At 64.6% G+C, this 21,933-nt stretch carries 18 protein-coding genes; 5 read left to right on the top strand and 13 right to left on the bottom strand.

Annotation, left to right across the window (positions count from 1 at the left end; genetic code table 11):
- Positions 1-43 precede the first annotated feature (43 nt).
- The 3 genes from BM279_RS02875 to BM279_RS02865 form a co-directional block, all read right to left on the bottom strand.
- A complete protein-coding gene (locus tag BM279_RS02875; RefSeq protein ID WP_093500739.1) occupies positions 44-712 on the bottom strand; it encodes a TVP38/TMEM64 family protein in 669 nt (222 codons plus the stop codon).
- Between the two features lie 158 nt (positions 713-870).
- On the bottom strand, positions 871-1,821 hold the full coding sequence (locus BM279_RS02870; protein WP_093500737.1) for a homoserine kinase: 951 nt from the start codon (positions 1,819-1,821) through the stop codon (positions 871-873).
- Positions 1,822-1,833: 12 nt separating this feature from the next.
- Positions 1,834-2,118, bottom strand: coding sequence for a DUF2782 domain-containing protein (locus tag BM279_RS02865; RefSeq protein ID WP_013793388.1), 285 nt, complete (start codon positions 2,116-2,118; stop codon positions 1,834-1,836).
- A 75-nt stretch (positions 2,119-2,193) separates the two neighbouring features.
- Between BM279_RS02865 and polA the strand changes: the two genes are divergently transcribed.
- Positions 2,194-5,049, top strand: coding sequence for a DNA polymerase I (polA, locus tag BM279_RS02860; RefSeq protein ID WP_093500735.1), 2,856 nt, complete (start codon positions 2,194-2,196; stop codon positions 5,047-5,049).
- Positions 5,050-5,532: 483 nt separating this feature from the next.
- On the opposite strand, the gene yihA is transcribed toward polA, so the two are convergent.
- The 4 genes from yihA to BM279_RS02840 form a co-directional block, all read right to left on the bottom strand.
- The gene (yihA, locus tag BM279_RS02855) at positions 5,533-6,180 is read right to left on the bottom strand and encodes a ribosome biogenesis GTP-binding protein YihA/YsxC (RefSeq protein WP_013793386.1); all 648 of its coding nucleotides are present in this window, start codon (positions 6,178-6,180) and stop codon (positions 5,533-5,535) included.
- Positions 6,181-6,274: 94 nt separating this feature from the next.
- Positions 6,275-7,171: a D-hexose-6-phosphate mutarotase gene (locus tag BM279_RS02850; protein ID WP_093500733.1), complete on the bottom strand. Its 897-nt coding sequence runs from the start codon at positions 7,169-7,171 to the stop codon at positions 6,275-6,277.
- Between the two features lie 108 nt (positions 7,172-7,279).
- Positions 7,280-8,656, bottom strand: coding sequence for a TRAP transporter large permease (locus BM279_RS02845; protein WP_093500731.1), 1,377 nt, complete (start codon positions 8,654-8,656; stop codon positions 7,280-7,282).
- Entirely contained in the window at positions 8,649-9,194 is a 546-nt protein-coding gene (locus tag BM279_RS02840; RefSeq protein ID WP_093500729.1) for a TRAP transporter small permease subunit, read from the bottom strand. Before BM279_RS02840 ends, BM279_RS02845 begins: the two co-directional genes overlap by 8 nt.
- Before the next feature lie 298 nt (positions 9,195-9,492).
- On the opposite strand from BM279_RS02840, the gene BM279_RS02835 reads away from it, so the two are divergent.
- On the top strand, positions 9,493-10,590 hold the full coding sequence (locus BM279_RS02835; RefSeq protein WP_093500727.1) for a TRAP transporter substrate-binding protein: 1,098 nt from the start codon (positions 9,493-9,495) through the stop codon (positions 10,588-10,590).
- A 352-nt stretch (positions 10,591-10,942) separates the two neighbouring features.
- Here the strand turns inward: BM279_RS02835 and argB are convergent, their stop codons facing one another.
- The 4 genes from argB to coaBC all read right to left on the bottom strand — a co-directional run bounded on the left by argB (position 10,943) and on the right by coaBC (position 16,170).
- Positions 10,943-11,848 carry an acetylglutamate kinase gene (argB, locus tag BM279_RS02830; RefSeq protein WP_013793381.1) on the bottom strand — a complete coding sequence of 302 codons (906 nt, stop codon included), beginning with the start codon at positions 11,846-11,848 and terminating at the stop codon, positions 10,943-10,945.
- A 23-nt stretch (positions 11,849-11,871) separates the two neighbouring features.
- A complete protein-coding gene (algC, locus tag BM279_RS23725) occupies positions 11,872-13,263 on the bottom strand; it encodes a phosphomannomutase/phosphoglucomutase (protein ID WP_208604520.1) in 1,392 nt (463 codons plus the stop codon).
- Positions 13,264-14,474: 1,211 nt separating this feature from the next.
- Positions 14,475-14,930, bottom strand: a complete 456-nt coding sequence (dut, locus tag BM279_RS02820; RefSeq protein ID WP_027908551.1) for a dUTP diphosphatase — start codon at positions 14,928-14,930, stop codon at positions 14,475-14,477.
- A 31-nt stretch (positions 14,931-14,961) separates the two neighbouring features.
- Positions 14,962-16,170, bottom strand: a complete 1,209-nt coding sequence (coaBC, locus tag BM279_RS02815; RefSeq protein ID WP_093500723.1) for a bifunctional phosphopantothenoylcysteine decarboxylase/phosphopantothenate--cysteine ligase CoaBC — start codon at positions 16,168-16,170, stop codon at positions 14,962-14,964.
- Positions 16,171-16,334: 164 nt separating this feature from the next.
- Here coaBC and radC point away from each other — a divergent pair, with 164 nt between their 5' ends.
- Positions 16,335-17,009 (top strand): RadC family protein, encoded by a 675-nt coding sequence (gene radC / locus BM279_RS02810; RefSeq protein ID WP_093500721.1) that lies wholly within the window; start codon positions 16,335-16,337, stop codon positions 17,007-17,009.
- An 18-nt stretch (positions 17,010-17,027) separates the two neighbouring features.
- Here the strand turns inward: radC and BM279_RS02805 are convergent, their stop codons facing one another.
- A complete protein-coding gene (locus tag BM279_RS02805; RefSeq protein ID WP_093501223.1) occupies positions 17,028-18,608 on the bottom strand; it encodes an ABC transporter substrate-binding protein in 1,581 nt (526 codons plus the stop codon).
- A 379-nt stretch (positions 18,609-18,987) separates the two neighbouring features.
- On the opposite strand from BM279_RS02805, the gene rpmB reads away from it, so the two are divergent.
- Complete coding sequence (gene rpmB / locus BM279_RS02800) at positions 18,988-19,224, top strand: 50S ribosomal protein L28 (RefSeq protein WP_013793374.1); 237 nt, start codon at positions 18,988-18,990, stop codon at positions 19,222-19,224.
- A 10-nt stretch (positions 19,225-19,234) separates the two neighbouring features.
- Positions 19,235-19,390 (top strand): 50S ribosomal protein L33, encoded by a 156-nt coding sequence (gene rpmG, locus BM279_RS02795; protein ID WP_013793373.1) that lies wholly within the window; start codon positions 19,235-19,237, stop codon positions 19,388-19,390.
- 63 nt (positions 19,391-19,453) lie between these two features.
- On the opposite strand, the gene BM279_RS02790 is transcribed toward rpmG, so the two are convergent.
- Positions 19,454-21,832: a penicillin acylase family protein gene (locus BM279_RS02790; protein WP_093500719.1), complete on the bottom strand. Its 2,379-nt coding sequence runs from the start codon at positions 21,830-21,832 to the stop codon at positions 19,454-19,456.
- Between the last annotated feature and the right edge of the window lie 101 nt (positions 21,833-21,933).

The following is a 21,933-nucleotide window of genomic DNA, read 5'->3' as shown; positions in this document are numbered from 1 at the left end:
GGTCAGTGGCGTGAAACTGCCAGGAGCACCTTTCCAGAAAGGCTCATTCGCTATCCTGGCGGGTCGTCATACGCCGGCGCCACAGGTAGATCGCCAGCGCCACCGCTGCCAGTCCGGCGAGCGCCAGGGTGCCATTGCCCAAGTCATGCTCGAGCAACGACTCGCCCAGCACCACGAAGGCCACTGCATAGAGGCCGGTGATCGTCCCGGACACGGCGAAGTAGATCCAGAAAGGTACGCTCGCCATGCCCAGCAGATAGTGCTTGATAAAGAGCGGCACGCCTGGTGCCAGCTTGACCAGCAGTGCGAAACGCAGGGCGCCTGTGCCTTCCTCGAAATCCGGTATGTCGTAGCGGGTGCGTTCGAGCAAGCGAGCCAGCCACGGGCGTAGGCCGCTGCGGGCGATCCAGTAGCAGAACAGCAGGTTGCCGCACAGTGCTACAGCGCTGCCGGCCAGGCCGACAAGGGTGCCGAAGGTCGCGCCGGCGACGATGAAGAAGGGCGTGATCGGCACGCCCAGCGCCGGCAGCAGTGCCATGGCCAGAAAGAAGGGCACCACGCCGGCGTCTTCACGCCAGGCGATGAACGCCTGATGGTCCCAGGCATGCCAGAGCACCGCGCCAAGCACCAGCAGGGCGATCGCGCCCAGCGCACGTCGTACCCAGGAAATAACGGTGGAGCGGCGATGGTGCTTGGGCGAGGCTGATCGCATGGTGGCCCTGCAAGGTCGTGCGCCTGACCCGACCTAGGACGAGCCCATGATGAAGGCCTGCCGCAGCAGACGAAGAGAGCTGCAGCATAGGAGCAAGGGTTCGGCAGGAACAAGGATGGCGCCCGGCCAAGGCGCCACCATTTCGTCACATTCTGCGTCTACAGCGCGAACGGCAATGCCAGGCTGACCTGCTGGCGTGCGGCCAGGCGACGTTCGAACTCGCCCGGATCATGGATCAGCACGTCCTGGCCGGCGAAGGCCTCGGCGGCGATCAGCCGCGACAGCCAGAAACGCACGCAGGCGATGCGCAGCATGGCCGGCCAGATCTCGGCTTCGGCGGCGGTGAACGGGCGCAGCGCGGCGTAGGCGCCCATCACCGCGCGGGCGCGGCCTTCATCCAGACGGCCTTGTTCGTCCGAGCACCAGTCGTTCACGGTGATCGCCAGGTCGTAGAGCATCGGCCCCGAGCAGGCGTTGTAGAAGTCGATCACGCCGCTCAGATGGGTGCCTTCGAACATGCAGTTGTCGCGGAACAGGTCGGCGTGCAGGTTGGCGCGCGGCAGTTTGCGCACCTGCTCCTGCACGGCGGCGATTTCCGCCAAGGCACTTCCCAGCAGGGCGGTGGCCTCAGGCGTCTGATGGGTGGCCAGCACCTTGCCTTCGCGCAGCATCCACTCCAGGCCACGGTCGCTCTTGCGTTGCAGCGGATGGTCGCGGGTCGCCAGGTGAATGCGTGCCAGCAACTCGCCGACTTCATGGCAATGCTGGGCGTTGACGTCGCGAATGTGCCTGCCGCTCAGGCGCGGTTGCAACAGCGCCGGCTTGCCGGCCAGGGTGCGTAGCGCCTCGTTGCTGTCGGTTCGCAGGGCATACGGAACCGGTAGCCCTGCGTCATGCAAGATGTCGAGCAGCTCGATGAAGAACGGCAGGTCCTCGCTGGGGCCGCGCTCGACCAGGGTCAGCACGAACTCGCCCTGTTCCAGGCTGACGAAGAAATTGCTGTTCTCGCTACCGGCCTCGATGCCCTGGAAGTCGAGCAGGCGACCGAGCCCGTAGGGCGCGAGAAAGGTTTCCAGTTGCGGACGTTGCAGCGGGGTGAACACCGACATGAATTGACTGCCTTACCAGCTGAAGATTTCCCAGGCCGGAATCAACATATCCGGCGAATCGGAACGCACGAAGTTGCCGTCGCTGCCGTCGGCCCGTACCAGGAAATAGGGTTTGCCACCTTTCGGGGTGACCTTGATGGCGTAGAGAAACCCGTTGACCCGGTATTCCTCCACGGTGCGATCGCCGTCCTGGCGGATGGTTACGTCGGGCTCGGCCGAGGGCGCATCACTGGCCTGCGCGGCGAACGGCACGGCTGCCAGCACGGCAAGCAGGATCAAGCGATTGAATGGTCCCATGGTAACCTTGTCCCTTTGATATCAACGGTGCTTTGTATTCTAGCGCCACGCCCGCCGAAAAGGTTGATTGCCCTCATGAGCCAAGCTCCCCTCGTCCTGGTCGACGGTTCTTCTTATCTGTACCGCGCCTTTCATGCCCTGCCGCCCCTGACCAACTCCAAAGGCCTGCCCACCGGTGCGGTGAAGGGCGTGCTGAACATGCTGCGCAGCCTGCGCCGCCAATACCCCGACAGCCCCTTCGCGGTGGTGTTCGACGCCAAGGGCGGCACCTTTCGCGATGAGCTGTTCGCCGACTACAAGGCCAACCGCCCGCCGATGCCCGACGAGCTGCGTCTGCAGGTCGAACCGTTGCACGCCAGCGTGCGCGGCCTGGGCCTGCCGCTGCTGTGTGTGGAAGGCGTGGAAGCTGACGACGTGATCGGCACCCTGGCCCGGCAGAGCGCCGCCGAAGGCCGTGACGTGGTGATCTCCACCGGCGACAAGGACATGGCGCAGCTGGTGTGCAAGCACGTCACCCTGGTCAACACCATGACCGGCAGCGTCTACGACATCGAGGGCGTGAAAGAGAAGTTCGGCGTCGGTCCCGAGCTGATCATCGATTACCTGGCGCTGATGGGCGACAAGATCGACAACATTCCCGGCGTGCCGGGCGTCGGCGAAAAGACCGCCCTGGGCCTGCTGGTCGGCGTCGGCGGCGGCCTCGACGTGATCTACGCCAACCTCGACAAGGTGCCCGGCCTGCCGATTCGTGGTGCCAAGACCCTGCCGGCCAAGCTCGAAGAGCACCGCGAGATGGCCTACCTGTCCTACCAGCTCGCAACCATCAAGCTGGACGTGCCGCTGGACCTGAACTGCTCGCAACTGATGCCCGGCGAGCCGGACATCGAGGCCCTGACCGCGCTCTACGAACAGCTGGAGTTCAAGGGCTGGCTCGACGAGCTGCTGCGCCAGAACAAGTCTGCCGCACCCAAGACCAAGGCAGCTGCCCGCTCCGGAATGGCGCCGCCTGCTGGCGATCTGTTCAGCGCGACGGCCAGTGCTGACGCGGGCGAGGTGCCAGCGGTCCAGGCTGCCGCCACGCCGGCTGCTGGCGAAGATCAGCCATCGGTGGTCACCGGCGAGTACAGCACCATCCTCGACCAAGGGGAGTTCGATACCCTGCTGGAGGACCTCAAGCAGGCCGAGCTGATCGCCTTCGATACCGAGACCACCAGCGTCGATGCCCAGCAGGCGCAATTGGTCGGCCTGTCCTTTGCGGTCAAGGCCGGTGAGGCGGTATACGTGCCGGTGGCGCACAGCTACATGGGCGTGCCGCAGCAACTGGACCGCGACGCGGTGCTGCGCGCCCTCAAGCCGATTCTCGAAGACCCGGCCAAGGCCAAGGTCGGCCAGCACGCCAAGTACGACATCAACGTGCTGGCCAATGCCAGCACGCCGATCAACGTACAGGGCGTGGCCTTCGACACCATGCTCGAGTCTTACGTGCTGGACTCCACCGCCACCCGCCATGACATGGACAGCCTTTCGCTCAAGTACCTGGGCCACAGCACCATCCGTTTCGAGGACATCGCCGGCAAGGGCGCCAAGCAGCTGACCTTCGACCAGATCGCCCTCGAGCAGGCCGGGCCATACGCCGCCGAGGATGCCGACGTGACCCTGCGCCTGCACCAGAACCTGTGGGCGCGCCTGGAAGAGATTCCGAGCCTGGCCGGCGTGCTGCGCGATATCGAGATTCCCCTGGTGCCGGTGCTTGCGCGCATCGAGCGCAACGGCGCGCTGGTCGATGCCAAGCTGCTCGGTGAGCACAGCCAGGAGCTGGGCGAGAAGCTGGTGGCGCTGGAGCGCCAGGCTTTTGAAGTCGCCGGCGAAGAGTTCAACCTCGGCTCGCCCAAGCAGCTGGGCGCCATCCTCTATGAAAAGCTCGGTTTGCCGATCATCAGCAAGACCGCCAAGGGCCAGGCGTCGACTGCCGAAGCGGTGCTCGCCGAACTGGCCGAGCAGGACTACGAGCTGCCCAAGGTACTGATGCAGTACCGCAGCCTGAGCAAGCTCAAGAGCACCTACACCGACCGCCTGCCGGAGCAGATCAACCCGCGCACCGGGCGCATCCACACCAGTTATCAACAGGCCGTGGCGTCCACCGGGCGGCTGTCCTCCAGCGACCCGAACCTGCAGAACATCCCGGTGCGCAGCGCCGAAGGCCGGCGCATTCGCCAGGCCTTCGTAGCGCCGAAGGGCTACAAACTGGTGTCGGCGGACTACTCGCAGATCGAGCTGCGCATCATGGCCCACTTGTCCCGCGACGAAGGGCTGATGAACGCCTTCCGTGACAACCTCGACGTGCACACCGCGACCGCTGCGGAAGTCTTCAAGGTCGAGCTCGATCAGGTGACCAACGACCAGCGGCGCAGCGCCAAGGCGATCAACTTCGGGCTGATCTACGGCATGGGCGCGCAGAAGCTGGCCAAGGACATCGGCGTCGATGGCAAGACCGCCAAGGCCTACATCGAAACCTACTTCACCCGCTATCCGGGTGTGCGCGAGTACATGGATCGCACCCGTCACCAGGCGGCGGAGCAGGGCTACGTGGAAACCCTGTTCGGTCGGCGCCTGTACCTGCCGGCGATCAAGTCGAGCCGCCCGCAGGAACGCGCGGGGGCCGAGCGCACGGCGATCAACGCGCCGATGCAGGGCACGGCTGCGGACATCATCAAGAAGGCTATGGTCGCTGTGGATGAATGGCTGACCGAATCCGGCCTGGATGCCCGGGTGATCCTGCAGGTACACGATGAGCTGGTACTGGAGGTTCGCGAGGACCTGGTCGAGCAGGTCAGCGTGCAGATTCGCCCGCTGATGGGCGAAACCGTGAAGCTCGATGTGCCGCTGCTGGTCGAAGTCGGCGTGGGCAATAACTGGGACGAAGCGCACTGAACGGCAAATAAAACGGGACGCCGTTGCGTCCCGTTTTCAATTAGTACTGGCCGGTCTTAATTGGAATAAAGACCAAACAAAGGGATCTAAGCACCGCTGAACTTTACTTCTGCCCACCCGGTCAGAGTTTGGGAATGGCCCATAAAGCCCTTCGATGCTCCTTTGTTGTGTTAAGTGTTGGCAGACATCTGAGCCCCGCCCTAGCGGTTCAGACCCTTAAACCCCGATCTTCTCCCTCCCCATACGAAGTTCGGGGTTTTTTTTGCCCGCAGGAAAGTGCTGGCAGCCTTCGTTCCCCGTTTTCTTTTCTGGAGCCTAGCCGCTTCTCGCCAGAGCGCAACGCAAAACGCCCCGCATTGGCGGGGCGTTCAAGAAGTAGCCTGGCGTTGAGCGCAGCGATACCCAGGAGACGCTGATAAGCACGACAACACTCATCCTGCTCCGGGGTATCGCTACGCTCAACCACGGGCTACGGGAGTGAGGTTATCCCTGGGGTTGCTCTTCTTCCTCGTCGCCCAGCAGGCCCAGCCAGTGGCCGAGCACAGCCTGCGCCTCTTCCACACCAATGCGCTTGGGTGCCGAGAACAGCTGGATGCTGACGTGCTCGCCCCAGCCCTTGCGAATCTCCTGCTGCACCTTGAGCAGCGCGTTCTTGGCCGCGCCAAAGGCCAGTTTGTCGGCCTTGGTCAGCAGGATGTGCATGGGCATGCCGCTGGCGCCGGACCAGTCGAGCATCATGCGGTCGAACTCGGTCAGCGGGTGGCGGATGTCCATCATCAGGATCAGCCCGCGCAGGCTTTCGCGACTGCCCAGATAGGCCTCGAGATGCTTCTGCCAGTGCTGCTTGAGCGGAATCGGCACCTTGGCGTAACCATAGCCGGGCAGGTCGACCAGGCGGCGTTCGTCGTCCAGGCGGAAGAAGTTCAGCAGCTGGGTGCGCCCCGGGGTTTTCGAGGTGCGTGCCAGGCTGGCGTGGGTCAGGGTATTCAGCGCGCTGGACTTGCCGGCGTTGGAGCGGCCGGCGAAGGCGACTTCATAGCCCTGGTCGTCCGGGCACTGGTCGACCTTGGCGGCGCTGATCAGGAAGGTGGCTTGCTGACACAAGCCGATTGCGGGGTTCTTTGCGTGCATCGGAGTTTCCGGTGGAGGGGCGTGCATCGCGGCAGTCTATCAGGCTGGGGGCCTGCTGACCCGCGCAGCCTGACTGCCGTGAGGGCACGTCATTTCAAAGCGGCTGTGCCCACAGGGTCACGTCGAGGCGGTATTCGGCGCCCGGGGCGAGGATCAGCGAGTCGTCCAGCACGTTGGCGTGCTCGATGCAGAGCATGCCCTGCCAGGCGTCATCGGCGAATTGCGACAAGCGCTTGGCCTTGTCGATCCACGGGTTCCACACCACCGCCGAGGCCGAGCCCTGGCTGCGCATGAAGATGTGTCGCTTCCAGATGGGGTCGACGATGCTCAACTGCGGTGGCGTATCGAGGTAGATGCGGTCGGTTTCACCGCTGAAGGTCACCGCGCCGTCCTGTCGTACGTTTTTCCAGTCCTGCAGCGTGTCGACGTAGCCGCAGCCCTCCAGCCCTTCGATACGCACCTGGCGAATGTCGCTGACCGCCAAGTAGGTGTGCAGCGCCTGGCTGATCGGCAGTTCGCTATCGCCCAGGTTGCGGGTGGTCAGGCTAAGTTTTAGGCGCTCGCCGAGGTGAATGTCCAACTGCAGCTCGGCGGCATGCGGCCATTCGGCGATCGGCTCGGCGGCGGTGTCGAAGGCGAACGACAGGGTCACGCCATCTTCTTCGGTGTTCAGGCCGATCAACTGCCAGTCGCGGTCACGCACCAGGCCGTGGGCCGGCGCATCGGCCGGACGCGAATGGGCGTTGCGGATCGCCTCGGGGTTGCGTTGCAGGTCGCCGAACCAGGGCCAGCACACCGGCACGCCGCCGCGCACGTTCTTGCCGGCGCTGTAGGCCGCTTCGTCGCTGAGCCAGATCAGCGGTTCGCCCTTGGCCGGCTGATAGCTCAGGATCTGCGCGCCCTGTTCGCTGACCACGAGTTCGGCGCCGGCATGCTGGATGCGCCAGCAGGCCAGATCGCCCAGTTGAATGCGTTCGTTGGAAGTGCTCATGGGGGCTGCTCCTGAATAGGTTGGCTGTTGGGCCACGGCGCGGCGGGGAGGTTCGCCAGCACCATGAAAAACGCCCGTCGAGACGGGCGTTTTGCGTTGCCGCACAGTTTACGAGCCGTAGACCTGGGTCGGAAGCCAGGTGATCAGCGCCGGGAACTGGTAGGCGATGACCAGCATCATCAGCTGGATGATGATGAACGGAATCACCCCGCGGTACATGGTCGCGGTACTCACCGTACGGGGTGTGACGCCGCGCAGGTAGAACAGCGAGAAACCCAGCGGTGGGGTGAGGAACGAAGTCTGCAGGTTGAGCGCGATCATCACCCCCAGCCAGACCGGGTCCAGGCCCATGGCCAGCAGCACCGGGCCGACGATCGGCACCACCACGAAGATGATCTCGATGAAGTCGAGAATGAAACCGAGCAGGAAGATCACGAGCATGACCAGGAAGAACGCGCCGAGCACACCGCCGGGCAGCTGCTGGAACACGTCCTCGATCAGCGCTTCACCGCCGAAGCCTCGAAACACCAGGGAGAACAGTGAGGCGCCGATCAGGATCAGGAACACCATACTGGAAATTTCCGTGGTGCCCTGGGCCACGCTGCGTAGCTGCGGCAGGCTCAACTGGCCCTTGAACAGCGCAAGCAGAGTCGCGCCGACGGCGCCGATGGCAGCAGCCTCGGTGGGCGTGGCGTAACCGGCGAGAATCGAGCCGAGCACCGCGATGATCAACGCCAGCGGCGGCACCAGAGAGCCGAGCAGCTTGCCCCATTGCACCTCGCCCAGCTCTTCCTTGGGTACCACGGGCATCTTCTTCGGCTGGAAGATCGCCACCAGGATCAGGTAAACGACGTACAGCACCACCAGCAGCAGACCCGGTATCAACGCGCCCATGAACAGGTCGCCGACCGATACCGTCTTGGGCGAGAAGATGCCCATGCGCAGCTGGGCCTGCTGGTAGGCGCTGGACATCACGTCACCCAGCAGCACCAGTACGATGGATGGCGGAATGATCTGCCCCAGGGTGCCGGTGGCGGCCAGAGTGCCGGTCGCCACCGCGGGGTCGAAGCCGCGCTTGAGCAGGGTCGGCAGGGCCAGCAGGCCCATGGTCACCACCGTGGCGCCGACGATGCCGGTGCTGGCGGCGAGCAGCGCGCCCACCAGGCACACCGAAATCGCCAGACCGCCGCGGATGCCGCCGAACAGGCGCGACATCGAGTCGAGCAGGTCTTCGGCGACCTTGGACTTTTCCAGCATCACGCCCATGAACACGAACAGCGGCACGGCCAGCATGGTCTGGTTGTTCATGATGCCGAACAGGCGGTTGGGCAGGGCGCTCAGGTACCCGGCGTCGAAGGTGCCGGTGACCACGCCGATACCGGCGAACAGCAACGACACGCCGGCCAGGGTGAAGGCCACCGGGTAGCCGCCCATCAGCACCAGGCAGATGCTGACGAACAGCAGGATCGACATGACTTCAGCCATGTTTCACCTCCTGCTCCGGCAGCACGCCACACAGCAGGTAGATCGCCTTGATCAGGTTGGAAATGCCCTGCAGCGTGAGGCTGACCACCAGCACCAGAATGATGCTCTTCTGCAGATAGACGAATTTCAGGCCGCCCGACTCGCTCGAGCCCTCGCGGGTCGACCAGGAATTGGCCACGTAGTCCCAGCTTGCCCAGCCGAGGAACAGGCACACCGGCAGCAGCAGGAACAGGGTGCCGAGCACCTCCACCAGCGCCTGCCGGCGGCCGCTGAACTGCTGGTAGAAGATATCCACACGCACATGGGCGTTACGCTGCAACGCCCAGGCCGAGGCGCCCATGAACACCAGCGCGTGGGCGTAGAGCACGGCTTCCTGCAGCGCTGTGGCGCCTAGGTTCATGCCGTAGCGCAGGGTCACCACCAGGGCCGTGCCGAGTACCAGAAACAGGGTCAACCAGGAGCAGGCCTGGCCGAAGCGGAAGTTCACGGCGTCGATGACCCGTGCGATCCCCAGGGGAAGTGAAGGCGTGTTGGACATGATGCGTCCTTATAGTTATCGGAAAAGAGCAAAAAGCGGGGGATTTTAGGCAGCGCCTCGCGTATCGGGCAATGCGGCGCGGGCGGGCCTACGAGAGTTGAAAGGCGCTTTGAGAATGGCGTTCTTGAGCCCTCGGGTGTCATTGATGGCACTTGGCTAGACACGGGTTGAAACACTTGCCCGGTCTGCCCGACCAATGGGCGGGAATAGGATAGCGCGCGGGCGGTTGGCGGACCGCCGCGGTTACATAGAGGCCTGAACGGCCCAAGGTGATTATTACAACAACAAGGAGCTACCTATGAAACGTCGCCAAATTCTGGCTGCAGCAGGTGTCGGCATTGCCGCCGGAGCGCTGGTCGGTTGCAAGGAGGAAGCCGGCGCCGCCGATGCGTCCAAACCGGCCGCCGAGGCCAAGACCTTCAACTGGAAAATGGTCACCTCCTGGCCGAAGAACTTCCCTGGTGTGGGTGTGGGCGCCGAGCGCTTTGCCAAGCTCGTCGAGCAGATGAGCAACGGTCGCCTGAAGATCAAGGTCTACGCTGCCGGTGAGCTGGTGCCGGCTCTCGAAGTATTCGATGCGGTCTCGCGCGGCACCGCGGAAATGGGCCACGGCGCGCCCTACTACTGGAAGGGCAAGGTGCCCGCCGCACAGTTCTTCTGCGCCCTGCCGTTCGGCCCCAACGCCCAGGAAATGAACGCCTGGCTGCACTACGGCGGCGGCATCCAGCTCTGGGAGGAGGTCTACAAACCCTACGGTGTGCTGCCGATGGCCTGCGGTGCCACCGGCGTGCAGACCGCCGGCTGGTTCAACAAGGAAATCAACTCGGTCGATGACCTCAAAGGTCTGAAGATGCGCACCCCGGGCCTGGGCGGCGAAGTGCTGACCAAGGTGGGCGGCACCGTGGTGAACATGCCCGCCGGTGAAATCTTCACCGCGCTGCAGACCGGCACCATCGACGCCACCGAGTGGATCGGCCCGTACAACGACCAGGCGCTGGGCCTGCACAAGGCGGCCAAGTACTACTACACGCCGGGCTGGCAGGAGCCGAACGTCACCTTCGAGCTGGACATCAACCTCAAGGCCTGGGAAACCCTGCCGGCGGACCTGCAGGCCATCGTTCGCGCCGCCGCCCGTGACGTCAACGGCGACATGCTCGACGACTACAACGCCAAGAACATGGAGTCCATGGAGCAGTTAAAAAAGGACGGCGTCGACGTGCGCCGCCTGCCGGACGAGGTGCTCGCCAAACTCAAGGAAGTCTCCGCCGAAGTGGTCGACGCCACTGCCGCCGCGGATCCTGCCGCGCAAAAGGTCTGGGAGCAGCAGAAGGCCTACCTGGCGCGCCTGTACGAGTACGCTGAAGCGAACGAGAAGGATATCTACGCGATTCGGTGACGGGCTGATTGAAGGCAGAAGCAGACATTCGGCGAGTGCGTAGGAGAGGCTTTAGCCGCGAGCTTTATGAGGTTGCAAAGAGCTCGGGGCTAAAGCCTCTCCTACAAAAACCACGTGTTCACCGGCCGCTTGCGCCACCTAGCAGTCAGAGCCAATAAAACCGCTGCGAAGCTGATGCTGCAAAAACAACAACGCCGGCGATAGCCGGCGTTGTTGTTTTCAGCAGATCCAGACCAAGCGAGCTAGAGCCATGCAAGGCAAAAACAGGCGAGAAAGCGGAGTGTACTTTTGTACATGAGCATTTCGAGCCTGTTTTTAACGCAGCAGGGCCGACGCGCAGCTGGTCGCTTTTTTAAGCACGCTTGCGGTTGCTGATCATGGTGCCATTACCCACATCGGTGAAGATCTCCAGCAGCACGGCGTTTGGCACGCGGCCGTCGATGATGTGCGAGCTGGTCACGCCACCCTGTACCGCTTCCAGGGCACATTTGATCTTCGGCAGCATGCCGCCGTAGATGGTGCCGTCGGCGATCAGTTCGTTGACCTGCTCGGTGCTCAGCCCGGTCAGTACTTCGCCCTGCTTGTCCATCAGGCCGGCGATGTTGGTCAGCAGCATCAGCTTCTCGGCTTTCAGTGCTTCGGCCACCTTGCCGGCCACCAGGTCGGCGTTGATGTTGTAGGACTCACCTTTCGGGCCCACGCCAATCGGCGCGATCACCGGAATGAAGTCGCCCTTGACCAGCATGTTCAGCAGGTCGGTGTTCACCCCGGTGACCTCGCCAACGTGGCCGATGTCGATGATTTCCGGCTGGGTCATTTCCGGCGTCTGCCGGCTGACGGTGAGCTTGCGCGCACGGATCAGTTCGGCGTCCTTGCCGGTCAGGCCGATGGCGCTGCCGCCATGGCGGTTGATCAGGTTGACGATGTCCTTGTTGACCTGGCCGCCGAGCACCATTTCCACCACGTCCATGGTCGCCGCGTCAGTGACGCGCATGCCATCGATGAAGTGGCTTTCGATGGAGAGGCGCTTGAGCAGGTCGCCGATCTGCGGGCCGCCGCCGTGAACCACCACCGGGTTGATGCCCACCGCCTTCATCAGCACGATGTCGCGCGCGAAGCCTTCCTTCAGGTCATCACTTTCCATGGCGTTGCCGCCGTACTTGATCACCAGGGTCTTGCCAACGAAGCGACGGATGTACGGCAGTGCTTCGGACAGCACCTTGGCGACGTTGGTGGCGGCTTCACGCTCTAGGGTCATGCGGGGCTCCAGTGCTGGACGGGTCAGAACGGTAGTTTTACGTCAGGGGCGACGCGTTGCATCTGCGAGCGGAACAGTTCCTGAATCCGCTCCAGCTCGGCCTGGCTTTCCGCTTCGAAGCGCAGCACCAGCACCGGCGTGGTGTTGGATGCACGCACCAGGCCCCAGCCTTTGGGGTAATCGACGCGCACACCGTCAAGGTTGGTCACACTGCCTTCGCCCCACTGACCTTCACGCTGCAGGCGCTCGATGATCGGGAACTTGGTCTGCTCGGTGACCTGCACGTTGATTTCCGGGGTCGACACGTCGTTGGGGAACGCGGCGAACACCTGCTCGGCGGTGCGTTTGTCCTGGCTGAGGATTTCCAGCAGGCGCGCGGCGGCGTAGATGCCGTCGTCGAAACCGAACCAGCGTTCTTTGAAGAACACGTGGCCGCTCATTTCGCCGGCCAGCAGGGCGCCGGTTTCCTTCATCTTCTTCTTGATCAGCGAGTGACCGGTTTTCCACATCACCGGGCGACCGCCGTAGCCGCTGATCAGCGGGGTCAGGCGGCGGGTGCATTTGACGTCGAAGATGATGTCGGCGCCCGGGTTGCGCGACACCACGTCCTTGGCGAACAGCATCAGCAGGCGATCCGGGTAGACGATGGTGCCGGTGTTGGTGACCACGCCTACGCGGTCGCCATCGCCGTCGAAGGCCAGGCCGACATCGGCGTTCTCTTCCTTGACCTTGGCGATCAGGTCGACCAGGTTCTCGGGCTTGCCCGGATCCGGATGGTGGTTGGGGAAGTTGCCGTCGACCTCGCAGTACAGCGGGATCACGGTGCAGCCCAGCGCCTCGATCAGCTGCGGGGCGATCACCCCGGCGGCGCCGTTGCCGCAATCGACCACCACGCGCAGTGGCTTGGCCATGGCGATGTCGCTGCGGATCTGCTCCAGGTAGCGCGGCAACAGGTCGACGCGTTCGACGCTGCCTTCACCGCTGCTCAGGTCGTTTGTGTCGATACGGTTCTTCAGCGCCTGGATCTGCTCATTGGCCAGGGTATCGCCGGCGATGACGATCTTGAAGCCGTTGTAGTCCGGCGGGTTGTGGCTGCCGGTGAGCATCACCGCAGTCTTGCCAGCCAGCACGTGGGCGGCGAAGTAGACCACCGGAGTCGGCACCATGCCGACGTCGCTGACGTGGCAGCCGCTGTCGGCCACGCCCTGAATCAGCTGCTCCACCAGGCTCGGGCCGGACAGGCGGCCGTCACGGCCAACGGCGACGTTGGGCTCGCCCTCGGCCAGGCTCTGGGAGCCGATGGCGCGGCCGATCCAATAGGCGGTTTCCGGGGTCAGGCCTGCGCCCACCACACCGCGGATGTCATAGGCTCGGAAGATGTCTGCTGGGAGTTTCGGGGCTTGCGGCGCGCTCATGATCGGTGTCTGCTCCAGTCCCAGGAGATCCTGGTCGTCGTCGAGGATATCGATATCGAGAATATCGGTGTCTTGAAACAGCGGATTCACGAAATCCGCCGGCTTGGCTGCGACGCGGCTACTGGGTGCTTCACTGGCAACGGGCTCCGGGCGGGTCGCCACGGGCTCCTGGGCGCGACGGGGCAGTCGGCTCAGGTTCTGCGCCAGGTTGTTCAGGGCGGGCAGGCTCAAGCTGAAGGCTTTGACGGCTTTGCCCGCGGAGAGTTCTTTTACCAATTCGCTCAGTTGCGCGACGTCGCGCGCCAGGCGCTGCTGCAGGCTGCGGTTGACCAGCAGCAGGCCGACCAGCGCACCGGCCAGGGCGACCAGCAGGGCGAGCCCTAGCAGCGCGGGCGACAGGCCCGTGGCGCCAAGGCCGGCGGCCGGCGTGAAGTTCAGCGTCCAGTGCGGATTACCGGTGGCGAACGCCTGGGGCGTGCCCTCGGCCTGACCGCGCTGGGCCAGCACCTGGGCAGCGCCGGCGTCGAAGCGCTGCACCAGCTGGATCTGCCCGACGTCCGCCGGCAGCGGCGGCAGGTTGCCGAGCAGGCGGTTGAGGTCGACGGCCAGCAGCAGGGTGCCGACCATGGGCTGTTTGTCGTCCTGACGCACCGGCGCCACGCTGTAGGCCAGCCAGCGCTCACCGACCTTGTAGGCTTCCACGGCCGGCGCCTGACCGGCTTCCAGGCGGCGCAGCAGGTCCAGCGCAGCGAAATTCATCGGTGCGGCGCGCGAGCTGTCCGGAACTGCCTGGCCAGGAAGGTTGAGCTGGGCGTCGACCACGCCATTCCAGTAGCGCAGGCCGTTCTCGGCATTGCGCACCTGGGCGTCGTCGCGGCTTTGCAGCGCCTGGGCCAGCGCCGGATTGCGCGCGGCGGCCAGGGTGTCGGCACTGAGCTGCTTGAGGGCCTGCTGCAGGCTGGCTGCCTGGCTGCTGCCCCAGGCCTGGCTGAGCTGTTGCTGCTGCAGCTGCTGCGCCGGGTTCACTGCGGCGAACCACAGGATGGCGCCGGCCAGGGCCACGCCAAGGGCGGCGGCGATCACGCCGGGCAGCAGATCGGCCGAGGCCTTGGCCTGGCTACGAGGAGCGGGTTGCGAGTCGCCGGGGCGTTCTTCCTTGGGCGCGCGTTTGAAGCCTTTCATCCGACGTCTCCTGGCGAACTAGAAGGGGATCACTTGGTACCCGAGTGGCCGAATCCACCGGCGCCGCGTTCGCTGTCGCCGAATTCCTCGACCACTTCGAAGCGCGCCTGGATCACCGGCACCAGCACCAGCTGCGCGATACGCTCGCCGATGCTCATCTTGAAGCTGGTGTCGCCGCGGTTCCAGCACGACACCATCAGCTCGCCCTGGTAGTCCGAATCGATCAGGCCGACCAGGTTGCCCAGCACGATGCCGTGTTTGTGGCCCAGGCCCGAGCGCGGCAGGATCAGCGCGGCCAGGCCCGGATCGGCGACGTGAATGGCCAGGCCGGTGGGAATCAGCACGGTCTGGCCCGGCTCCAGGGTCAGGTCTTGCTTGAGCATGGCGCGCAGGTCCAGGCCGGCGGAACCGGGCGTGGCGTAGGCGGGCATGGGAAATTCACTGCCGAGGCGGGGGTCGAGGATCTTGGCTTGTAAGGCGTGCATGGGGCGATCAGGATTTCCGTGAAAATGAATGTCAGGATTTGGGTTGCTGCGCGGCGATGAAGCTCACCAACTGACGGGCGATCTTGCCCTTGCTGGTCTGCGCGAAGCTGGTCTGCTGCAGCGCGCGATCGATGATGGTGATCGCGTTGTCTTCGCTGTTGAAGCCGATGCTCGGGTTGGCCACGTCGTTGGCGACGATCAGGTCGAGGTTCTTGTCCTTGAGCTTGCGCGAGGCGTACTCCAGCAGGTTCTCGGTCTCGGCGGCGAAGCCGACGCTGAACGGGCGGTCATCACGATGCGCCAGGGTGGCGAGGATGTCGGGGTTGCGCACCATCTGCAACAGCAGACCATCGCCGCTGTTGGGGTCTTTCTTCAATTTGTGCTGGGCGACAACTTCCGGGCGATAGTCAGCCACCGCAGCGGCGGCGATGAGAATGTCGCAGGGCATCGCCGCTTCGCAGGCGGCGAGCATGTCGCGGGCGCTGACCACGTCGATGCGGTTGACCCGATCCGGCGTTGGCAGGTGCACCGGGCCGCTGATCAGGGTTACCTTGGCACCGGCTTCCACCGCCGCTTCGGCAAGGGCGAAACCCATCTTGCCGGAGCTGTGGTTGGTGATGTAGCGCACCGGGTCGATGTTTTCCTGGGTCGGGCCGGCAGTAATCAGCACGTGCTTGCCGGTCAGCGCCAAGTGCTCGAAGCAGTCGGCGGCCAGGTGCGCCAGGTCGTCGGCCTCGAGCATGCGGCCCAGGCCAATGTCGCCACAGGCCTGGCTGCCGGAAGCCGGGCCGAACAGCTTCAGGCCACGGCTGCGCAGCAGCTCGACGTTGGCAAGCGTCGCCGGATCGCGCCACATCGCCTGGTTCATGGCCGGCGCCAGGGCCACCGGGGCATCGGTGGCCAGCACCAGCGTGGTCAGCAGGTCATTGGCGACACCTTGGGCCAGGCGGGCCATTAGGTCGGCGGTGGCCGGCGCGATCAGCACCAGGTCGGCCCAGCGCGCCAGTTCGATATGGCCCATGGCGGCTTCGGCCGCCGGGTCGAGCAGATCCAGATGCACCGGGTGGCCGGACAGCGCCTGCAGGGTCAGCGGGGTGATGAATTCGCGACCGCCCTGGGTCATGACTACGCGCACTTCGGCGCCCTGATCCTTGAGGCGACGGACCAGCTCGGCGCTCTTGTACGCCGCGATGCCGCCACCCACGCCGAGGATGATGCGTTTGCGATACAGCCGCTGCATAACTCTGCCTTTGTCGTGTGTAGTTACAGACGCAGATGCCCGAGACCTCCCCAGGCCCGGCGCCCTGCGAAAAACCGGGCTACGATAGCACAGCGGCAGCAGGGGAGCAGCGGCGTGCCGGGCGAGTGATGGCCGGCGTCATAGCGATGGACAGGGAGCGTCTGATGAGCATTCGTGAGTGGCCCGCGGCAGAGCGCCCGCGGGAAAAACTGCTGGCCCAGGGAGCGGCCAGTTTGACCGACGCCGAACTGCTGGCGATCTTTCTACGCACCGGTGTGGCGGGGCAAAGTGCAGTAGATCTGGCCCGCCACCTGCTCGCCGATTTTGGCAGCCTGCGCGCACTGTTGCAGGCCGATCTGCCGTCCTTCTGTCAGCGCCTGGGCCTCGGCCCCGCCAAGTTCGCCCAGTTGCAGGCGGTGCTGGAAATGGGCCGTCGCCATCTGGCTGAGCAGTTGCGCCGCGACTCGGCGCTGGAAAGCCCCCAGGCAGTGCGCGATTACCTCAAGGCGCTGCTACGCCACGAACCTCACGAAGTGTTCGGCTGCCTGTTTCTCGATGCCAAGCACCGGGTGCTGGCTTTCGAGGCGCTGTTCCACGGCTCCATCGACAGTGCCAGCGTTTATCCCAGGCAAGTCGTGAAACGCGCCCTGGCCCATAACGCCGCGGCGCTGATCCTCACCCATAACCACCCTTCAGGCGTCGCCGAACCCAGCCAGGCCGACAAGGTGCTGACCCAGCGCCTCAAGGACGCCTTGGCGCTGGTCGAGGTGCGCGTGCTCGACCATTTCATCGTCGGTGACGGCGAGCCGCTGTCGATGGCCGAGCACGGCTGGATGTAGCCTGGCCGCGCGATAGCCTCAGTCCTTAAGGCTGACCCTAGAAAAGTCCTGCCGGCCGAACGGGCTTACGCTGTAACCCTCGACGCCCTTGCGGGTCAGCGCGTAGGCGGTCGGGTGAGCCAGGGGCAGCCACAGCGCCTGCTGCTGGATGATCGTCTGGGCATCATTATAGAGAGCGCTGCGTTTGGCCTGGTCGCTGATGGCTTTGCCGTCGGCGATCAGCTTATCGAGCTTGGCGTCGCAGAAGCGCGCGAAGTTGAGGCCCGACTCCACCGAGGCGCAGGAAAACTGCGGGGTTAGGAAGTTGTCCGGGTCGCCGTTGTCGCCGGCCCAACCCATGAACAACAGGTCATGCTCGCCGGCCTTGGCACGGCGGATCAGCTCGCCCCACTCGATCACGCGGATCTGCGCCTTGATGCCGACTTCGGCCAGATCGGCCTGCAGCAGCTGTGCGCCGAGGCTCGGGTTGGGGTTGAGCAGGCTGCCCGATGGGCGCGTCCAGATGGTGGTGCTGAAGCCGTCGGCCAGCCCGGCTTGCTTGAGCAGCTCGCGGGCCTTCTGTGGGTCATGGGCGTAGCCCGGCAGGCTGCTGGCGTAGCTCCAGGTGTTTGGCGGGTAGGGGCCATTGGCCGGTTCTGCGCTGTTCTCGAATACCGCCTTGATATAGCTGCTCTTGTCGAAGGCCAGGTTGATGGCCTGGCGCACGGCGGGCTTGTCCAGCGGCGGGTGCTGGCTGTTGATAGCGACGAAGGCGGTCATGAAGGCGGCGGTCTTCACGGTAGCGAGGTCGGCATCCTTGCTCGCCGCTTCGACATCGACCGGCTTGGGCGACAGGGCGATCTGGCATTCACCGCTGCGCAGGCGCTGCAGGCGCACGTTGGCATCCGGGGTGATGGCGAAGACCAGGTTGTCGACCTCGGGCTTGCCGGCGAAGTAGTCGGCGTTGGCCGTGTAGCGCACCGCGGCGTCCTTCTGAAAGCGGCGGAACACGAAGGGCCCGGTGCCGATTGGCTGGCTGTTGAGCTTCTCCGGCGTGCCGGCTCTGAACAGCTGGTCGGCGTACTCGGCGGAATAGATTGAGGCGAAGCCCATGCTCAGGGTGGCCAGGAAGGTCGCGTCCGGCTTGTTGAGGGTGATGCGCACGGTATGGGCGTCGACCTTTTCCACCGCCTTGATCAGCGCGGGCCACTGCATCGACTGGGCGTGGGGGTAGCCGCTGGCGGCGGTCTTGTACCAGGGATGGTTGGGGTCGAGCATGCGCTGGAAGCTGAACAGCACGTCATCGGCTTCCAGCGTCCGGCGGGTGGGCTTGAAGTAGTCGGTGCGGTGGAACAGCACGTCCTTGCGCAGGGTGAAGGTGTAGCTCAAACCGTCGTCGGAAATTTTCCAGCTGCTGGCCAGGCTGGGTACCAGCTTGCCCTTGGCAGCGTCGAACTCCACCAGGCGATTCATCAGCACGTCCGCCGAGGCGTTGGTGGTGGTCAGGGAGTTGTACTGCACCACATCGAAGCCATCGGGGCTGGCTTCGGTACAGACGCTCAGGGTCGCGGCCTGGGCGAATAGCGGGGCGACGAGCAGCGGCAACAGGGCAAGGCGCATGGTGATCTCCTGAACGAAACGGCGCGCATCCGGCGGGCCGGTCATGAAACACTGAGGGGAGAGGGTCGCGTTAACGCGTGGACAGACCCTAAACGATAAGATGCAGGCTAACAATGCAATACGGCGACGAGCGGTCGTTCGTGTCCATGCCCGCCGCCTGGGGCTCAGTGTCCGAATGGCGTGCATTTTAAAGTGCGTTTGCGCTTGTTGCTGTGGGGCCTTTCTGGTATAAAGCAGCGCTCTTTTCTAGGGGCCCGGTTGCTTGATCGCGATCTATCACCGGTAAGACCCTGAAGAAACGCGGCGCCCAGCGCCGAAAAACAGAGATTAAGCGGCCAACCCATGCCGGGTTGGGCATGTGGTTTTAGAGGGCTGAGGTATGTCGAGAGTCTGTCAAGTTACCGGTAAGGGTCCGGTAACCGGGAATAACATTTCCCACGCAAACAACAAAACCCGTCGTCGTTTCCTGCCGAACCTGCAGCATCACCGCTTCTGGGTCGAGTCTGAAAACCGCTTCGTCCGTCTGCGCCTGTCCACCAAAGGCATGCGCATCATCGACAAGCGTGGTATTGACGTAGTGCTGGCCGAGCTTCGTGCTCGCGGCGAAAAGGTTTAAGGAGACTGTCATGCGTGAACTGATCCGTTTGGTGTCCAGCGCCGGTACCGGCCACTTCTACACCACCGACAAGAACAAGCGCACCACTCCGGACAAGATCGAGATCAAGAAATACGATCCGGTCGTCCGCAAGCACGTTGCGTACAAGGAAGCCAAGATCAAGTAATTGATCGGCTGACTCGAAAAGCCCGCCCCATGGCGGGCTTTTTCATGCCTGCGATTCGTGGTTTCAGGGCGCGGACTGCAGGGTCAGGGTGCTGCGTGTATGGGCAGCGACGTCGTCGGCGCCGAGGTGCTGGGGCACGTACTGGCCCTGGATGAAACGCTGGGCCTGGTCGCTGTAGTGGCGGTCGAACGGTACGCCGCTCTGGCCCAGCGGGTTGATGCCCAGGCTGTGATCGGCATCGGCCAGATCGATCAGCCGGCGCGTCGACGGTCCGTAACTCACTGGCCAAGGTGCAGGCCCGATACGGTGCGACAGGTTGTTGGGCATCTCGTGACCGCCGGGCGCCGGCAGCGGGCCGACGTTGAGCAGCGCATCCAGCGGCCACTGCACGCCCAGGGGGTGCTGGTGGGTGAGGGTATGGGCCTGGCCCCAGTGCCATTGAGCCGGGTTGTCGCCCAGCGTGGTTCGTAAATGCTGGAGGCTGGCGCGCCAGGCCTCGGCCACTGCCTCGCCACGGCTGCGCGGCTGGCCATTGGCGCGCGCCCACCAGGGCGAATCTGCATCGGCGGTCAGGCGCGGCAGTGCGCTGTCTATCATTCGGGTCGACAGCAGTTGCTCGAAGGCCTGCGCGCCCAGGCGCGGCGCCAGTGCCGTGCGGCCCAGTTCATAGGTGAGCTGGTTGAACAGCGTCGCCGGCAGCGATTGCAGCGGGTGATCACCTTGCCAGGCGGCCAGGGCTTCGACCAGCTCACGCTCCTGCTCGTCGGCTGCCGCGGCGCGCAGCTCGCCAAGGATCGGTGCCAGCAGCCTGGGCCCGTAAGCGGTGGCGGTTTCCAGTTGCAGGGCCTGGCTATTGTGGATATCCCAGCGCACCTGCAGGTCGGCCAGCCGTTGGTTCAGGCGCTGACCGCGCTCGGGCGGATTGTAGTAGCCGGGAATCTCGATACCGCTGGTTGGCAGCGGTTGGAAGTTGGCTGAGACGATGTAACCGCGCGGTGGGTTCTCTTCCTGCGGGTTGGCGCTGAAGGGATGGAAGCCCGGTTTGTCGGCGGCGCTCGTGCTGCCATCGAGGATGAATGCCGGGTTCACCCCGGTGGGTCGCATCGGCAGCTTGGCCGCGGCCCACCAGGCGATGTCGCCGCTGGCGTTGGCCCACACCAGGTTGAGGCCCGGCGCATGGATGCGCTCGGCGGCGGCGCGGCCCTTTGCCAGGGTGTCGGCACGGTTCAGGCGGTAGAAGGCGTCGAGCAGCGGGTTTTCGGTTTCCAGAAAGGTCCACCACATGGCGATCGGCGTGGCACCAGCGCTGTCGCCTAGGGCATCGTTGATGATCGGGCCGTGGGGCGAGCGACGCAGTTTCAGGGTGACCGGCTCGCCGTCCTTGACCCGGATGACTTCCTCGCGCTGCTGCAGATCGACCCAATGGCCCCGGTACCAGACCTGCTCGGGGTTCTCCGGGTTGAGGCGTTCGGCAACCAAGTCCATGTCGTCGTTCTGGAACATGGTCAGGGTCCAGGCGAAATCCCGGTTGTGGCCGAGAAAGGCCACCGGGGTCGCGGGCTGGTGATGGCCGTAAAGTTCGAAGCCTGGGTATTTGAGGTGCGCCTCGTACCACACCGACGGTGCCGAGAAGCGGATGTGCGGATCGCCAGCCAGCAGCGGCTTGCCGCTGGCGGTGCGGGTGCCGGCCACTGCCCAGGCGTTGCTGCCCTCGAACTGCGGCAGGCCGCTGTCGGCCAGGGCCTGGTCGCTCAGGGCGGCGATCCGGTCGAGCATCCGCCAGTCGGCTTCGCCGAGTGCTGTGTCGAGCACGCCGTCGGGGTGCCAGTCGAGATTAAAGGTCTTCAGGTAGTCGCTGCCCAGTTCATCGCGAATGCGTGTCAGCAGGGGCTCGCTGCGCAGCGCTGCGGCGAAGCTGTAGGCCAGGTAGCCGGCGATGGACAGGGTATCGGCGGCGGTGAACGGGCGTTTCTCGATGCCCAGCAGGTCGAACTCCAGCGGCGCCGGGCGACTGTCCTGATACTGGTTGATGCCGTCGAGGTAGGCGGCCAGCGCCTTGCCGTGGGGGCTGTCGGGGTCCAGCTCGCGGGCCTGCTGGTCGGCACGCTCGCGGATCTGCAGGGTGCGGAACAGACGGTCGGTGGGCAGCAGTTTGGCGCCGAGCACTTCGGCCAGTTCACCGCGGGCCAGGCGGCGCAGCATCTCCATCTGGAACAGACGATCCTGGGCCTGCACGAAGCCCAGGGCGCGGTACAGGTCAGCCTCGTTCTGCGCCTCGATGTGTGGCACGCCACGCTCGTCGTAGCGCACCTGTACCGGCGCGCCGAGGTGCTGCAGTGTCAGCTCGCCGCTACGCAGCGGCTGCTTGTCGTGCAGGTACCAGGCGCCACCGCCCGCGACCGTCAGCAGGACGACCGCCAGGGTGATCAGGGTGCGTTTCATGCTGCCGTCCTTGTCTCACGCGAGCCGCCATGCTGCGGGCAATCAGCACGGACTGCAAGGCGGCCTGCTCAGGACGTGACGCAGCTCGGAGTGATGCGCAG

Origin of the sequence: Phytopseudomonas straminea (genome assembly GCF_900112645.1) — a bacterium.
Taxonomy (GTDB): domain Bacteria; phylum Pseudomonadota; class Gammaproteobacteria; order Pseudomonadales; family Pseudomonadaceae; genus Aquipseudomonas; species Aquipseudomonas straminea.
Note: the sequence above shows the minus strand (reverse complement) of the source record. Positions and strands in the feature narration are given on the sequence as shown.

Bases quoted from the DNA above. Each gene is read 5' to 3' on its own strand.
- BM279_RS02875 (WP_093500739.1), bottom strand. From the start codon at position 712: ATGCGATCAGCCTCGCCCAAGCACCATCGCCGCTCCACCGTTATTTCC.
- BM279_RS02870 (WP_093500737.1), bottom strand. From the start codon at position 1,821: ATGTCGGTGTTCACCCCGCTGCAACGTCCGCAACTGGAAACCTTTCTC.
- BM279_RS02865 (WP_013793388.1), bottom strand. From the start codon at position 2,118: ATGGGACCATTCAATCGCTTGATCCTGCTTGCCGTGCTGGCAGCCGTG.
- polA (WP_093500735.1), top strand. From the start codon at position 2,194: ATGAGCCAAGCTCCCCTCGTCCTGGTCGACGGTTCTTCTTATCTGTAC.
- yihA (WP_013793386.1), bottom strand. From the start codon at position 6,180: ATGCACGCAAAGAACCCCGCAATCGGCTTGTGTCAGCAAGCCACCTTC.
- BM279_RS02850 (WP_093500733.1), bottom strand. From the start codon at position 7,171: ATGAGCACTTCCAACGAACGCATTCAACTGGGCGATCTGGCCTGCTGG.
- BM279_RS02845 (WP_093500731.1), bottom strand. From the start codon at position 8,656: ATGGCTGAAGTCATGTCGATCCTGCTGTTCGTCAGCATCTGCCTGGTG.
- BM279_RS02840 (WP_093500729.1), bottom strand. From the start codon at position 9,194: ATGTCCAACACGCCTTCACTTCCCCTGGGGATCGCACGGGTCATCGAC.
- BM279_RS02835 (WP_093500727.1), top strand. From the start codon at position 9,493: ATGAAACGTCGCCAAATTCTGGCTGCAGCAGGTGTCGGCATTGCCGCC.
- argB (WP_013793381.1), bottom strand. From the start codon at position 11,848: ATGACCCTAGAGCGTGAAGCCGCCACCAACGTCGCCAAGGTGCTGTCC.
- algC (WP_208604520.1), bottom strand. From the start codon at position 13,263: ATGAGCGCGCCGCAAGCCCCGAAACTCCCAGCAGACATCTTCCGAGCC.
- dut (WP_027908551.1), bottom strand. From the start codon at position 14,930: ATGCACGCCTTACAAGCCAAGATCCTCGACCCCCGCCTCGGCAGTGAA.
- coaBC (WP_093500723.1), bottom strand. From the start codon at position 16,170: ATGCAGCGGCTGTATCGCAAACGCATCATCCTCGGCGTGGGTGGCGGC.
- radC (WP_093500721.1), top strand. From the start codon at position 16,335: ATGAGCATTCGTGAGTGGCCCGCGGCAGAGCGCCCGCGGGAAAAACTG.
- BM279_RS02805 (WP_093501223.1), bottom strand. From the start codon at position 18,608: ATGCGCCTTGCCCTGTTGCCGCTGCTCGTCGCCCCGCTATTCGCCCAG.
- rpmB (WP_013793374.1), top strand. From the start codon at position 18,988: ATGTCGAGAGTCTGTCAAGTTACCGGTAAGGGTCCGGTAACCGGGAAT.
- rpmG (WP_013793373.1), top strand. From the start codon at position 19,235: ATGCGTGAACTGATCCGTTTGGTGTCCAGCGCCGGTACCGGCCACTTC.
- BM279_RS02790 (WP_093500719.1), bottom strand. From the start codon at position 21,832: ATGAAACGCACCCTGATCACCCTGGCGGTCGTCCTGCTGACGGTCGCG.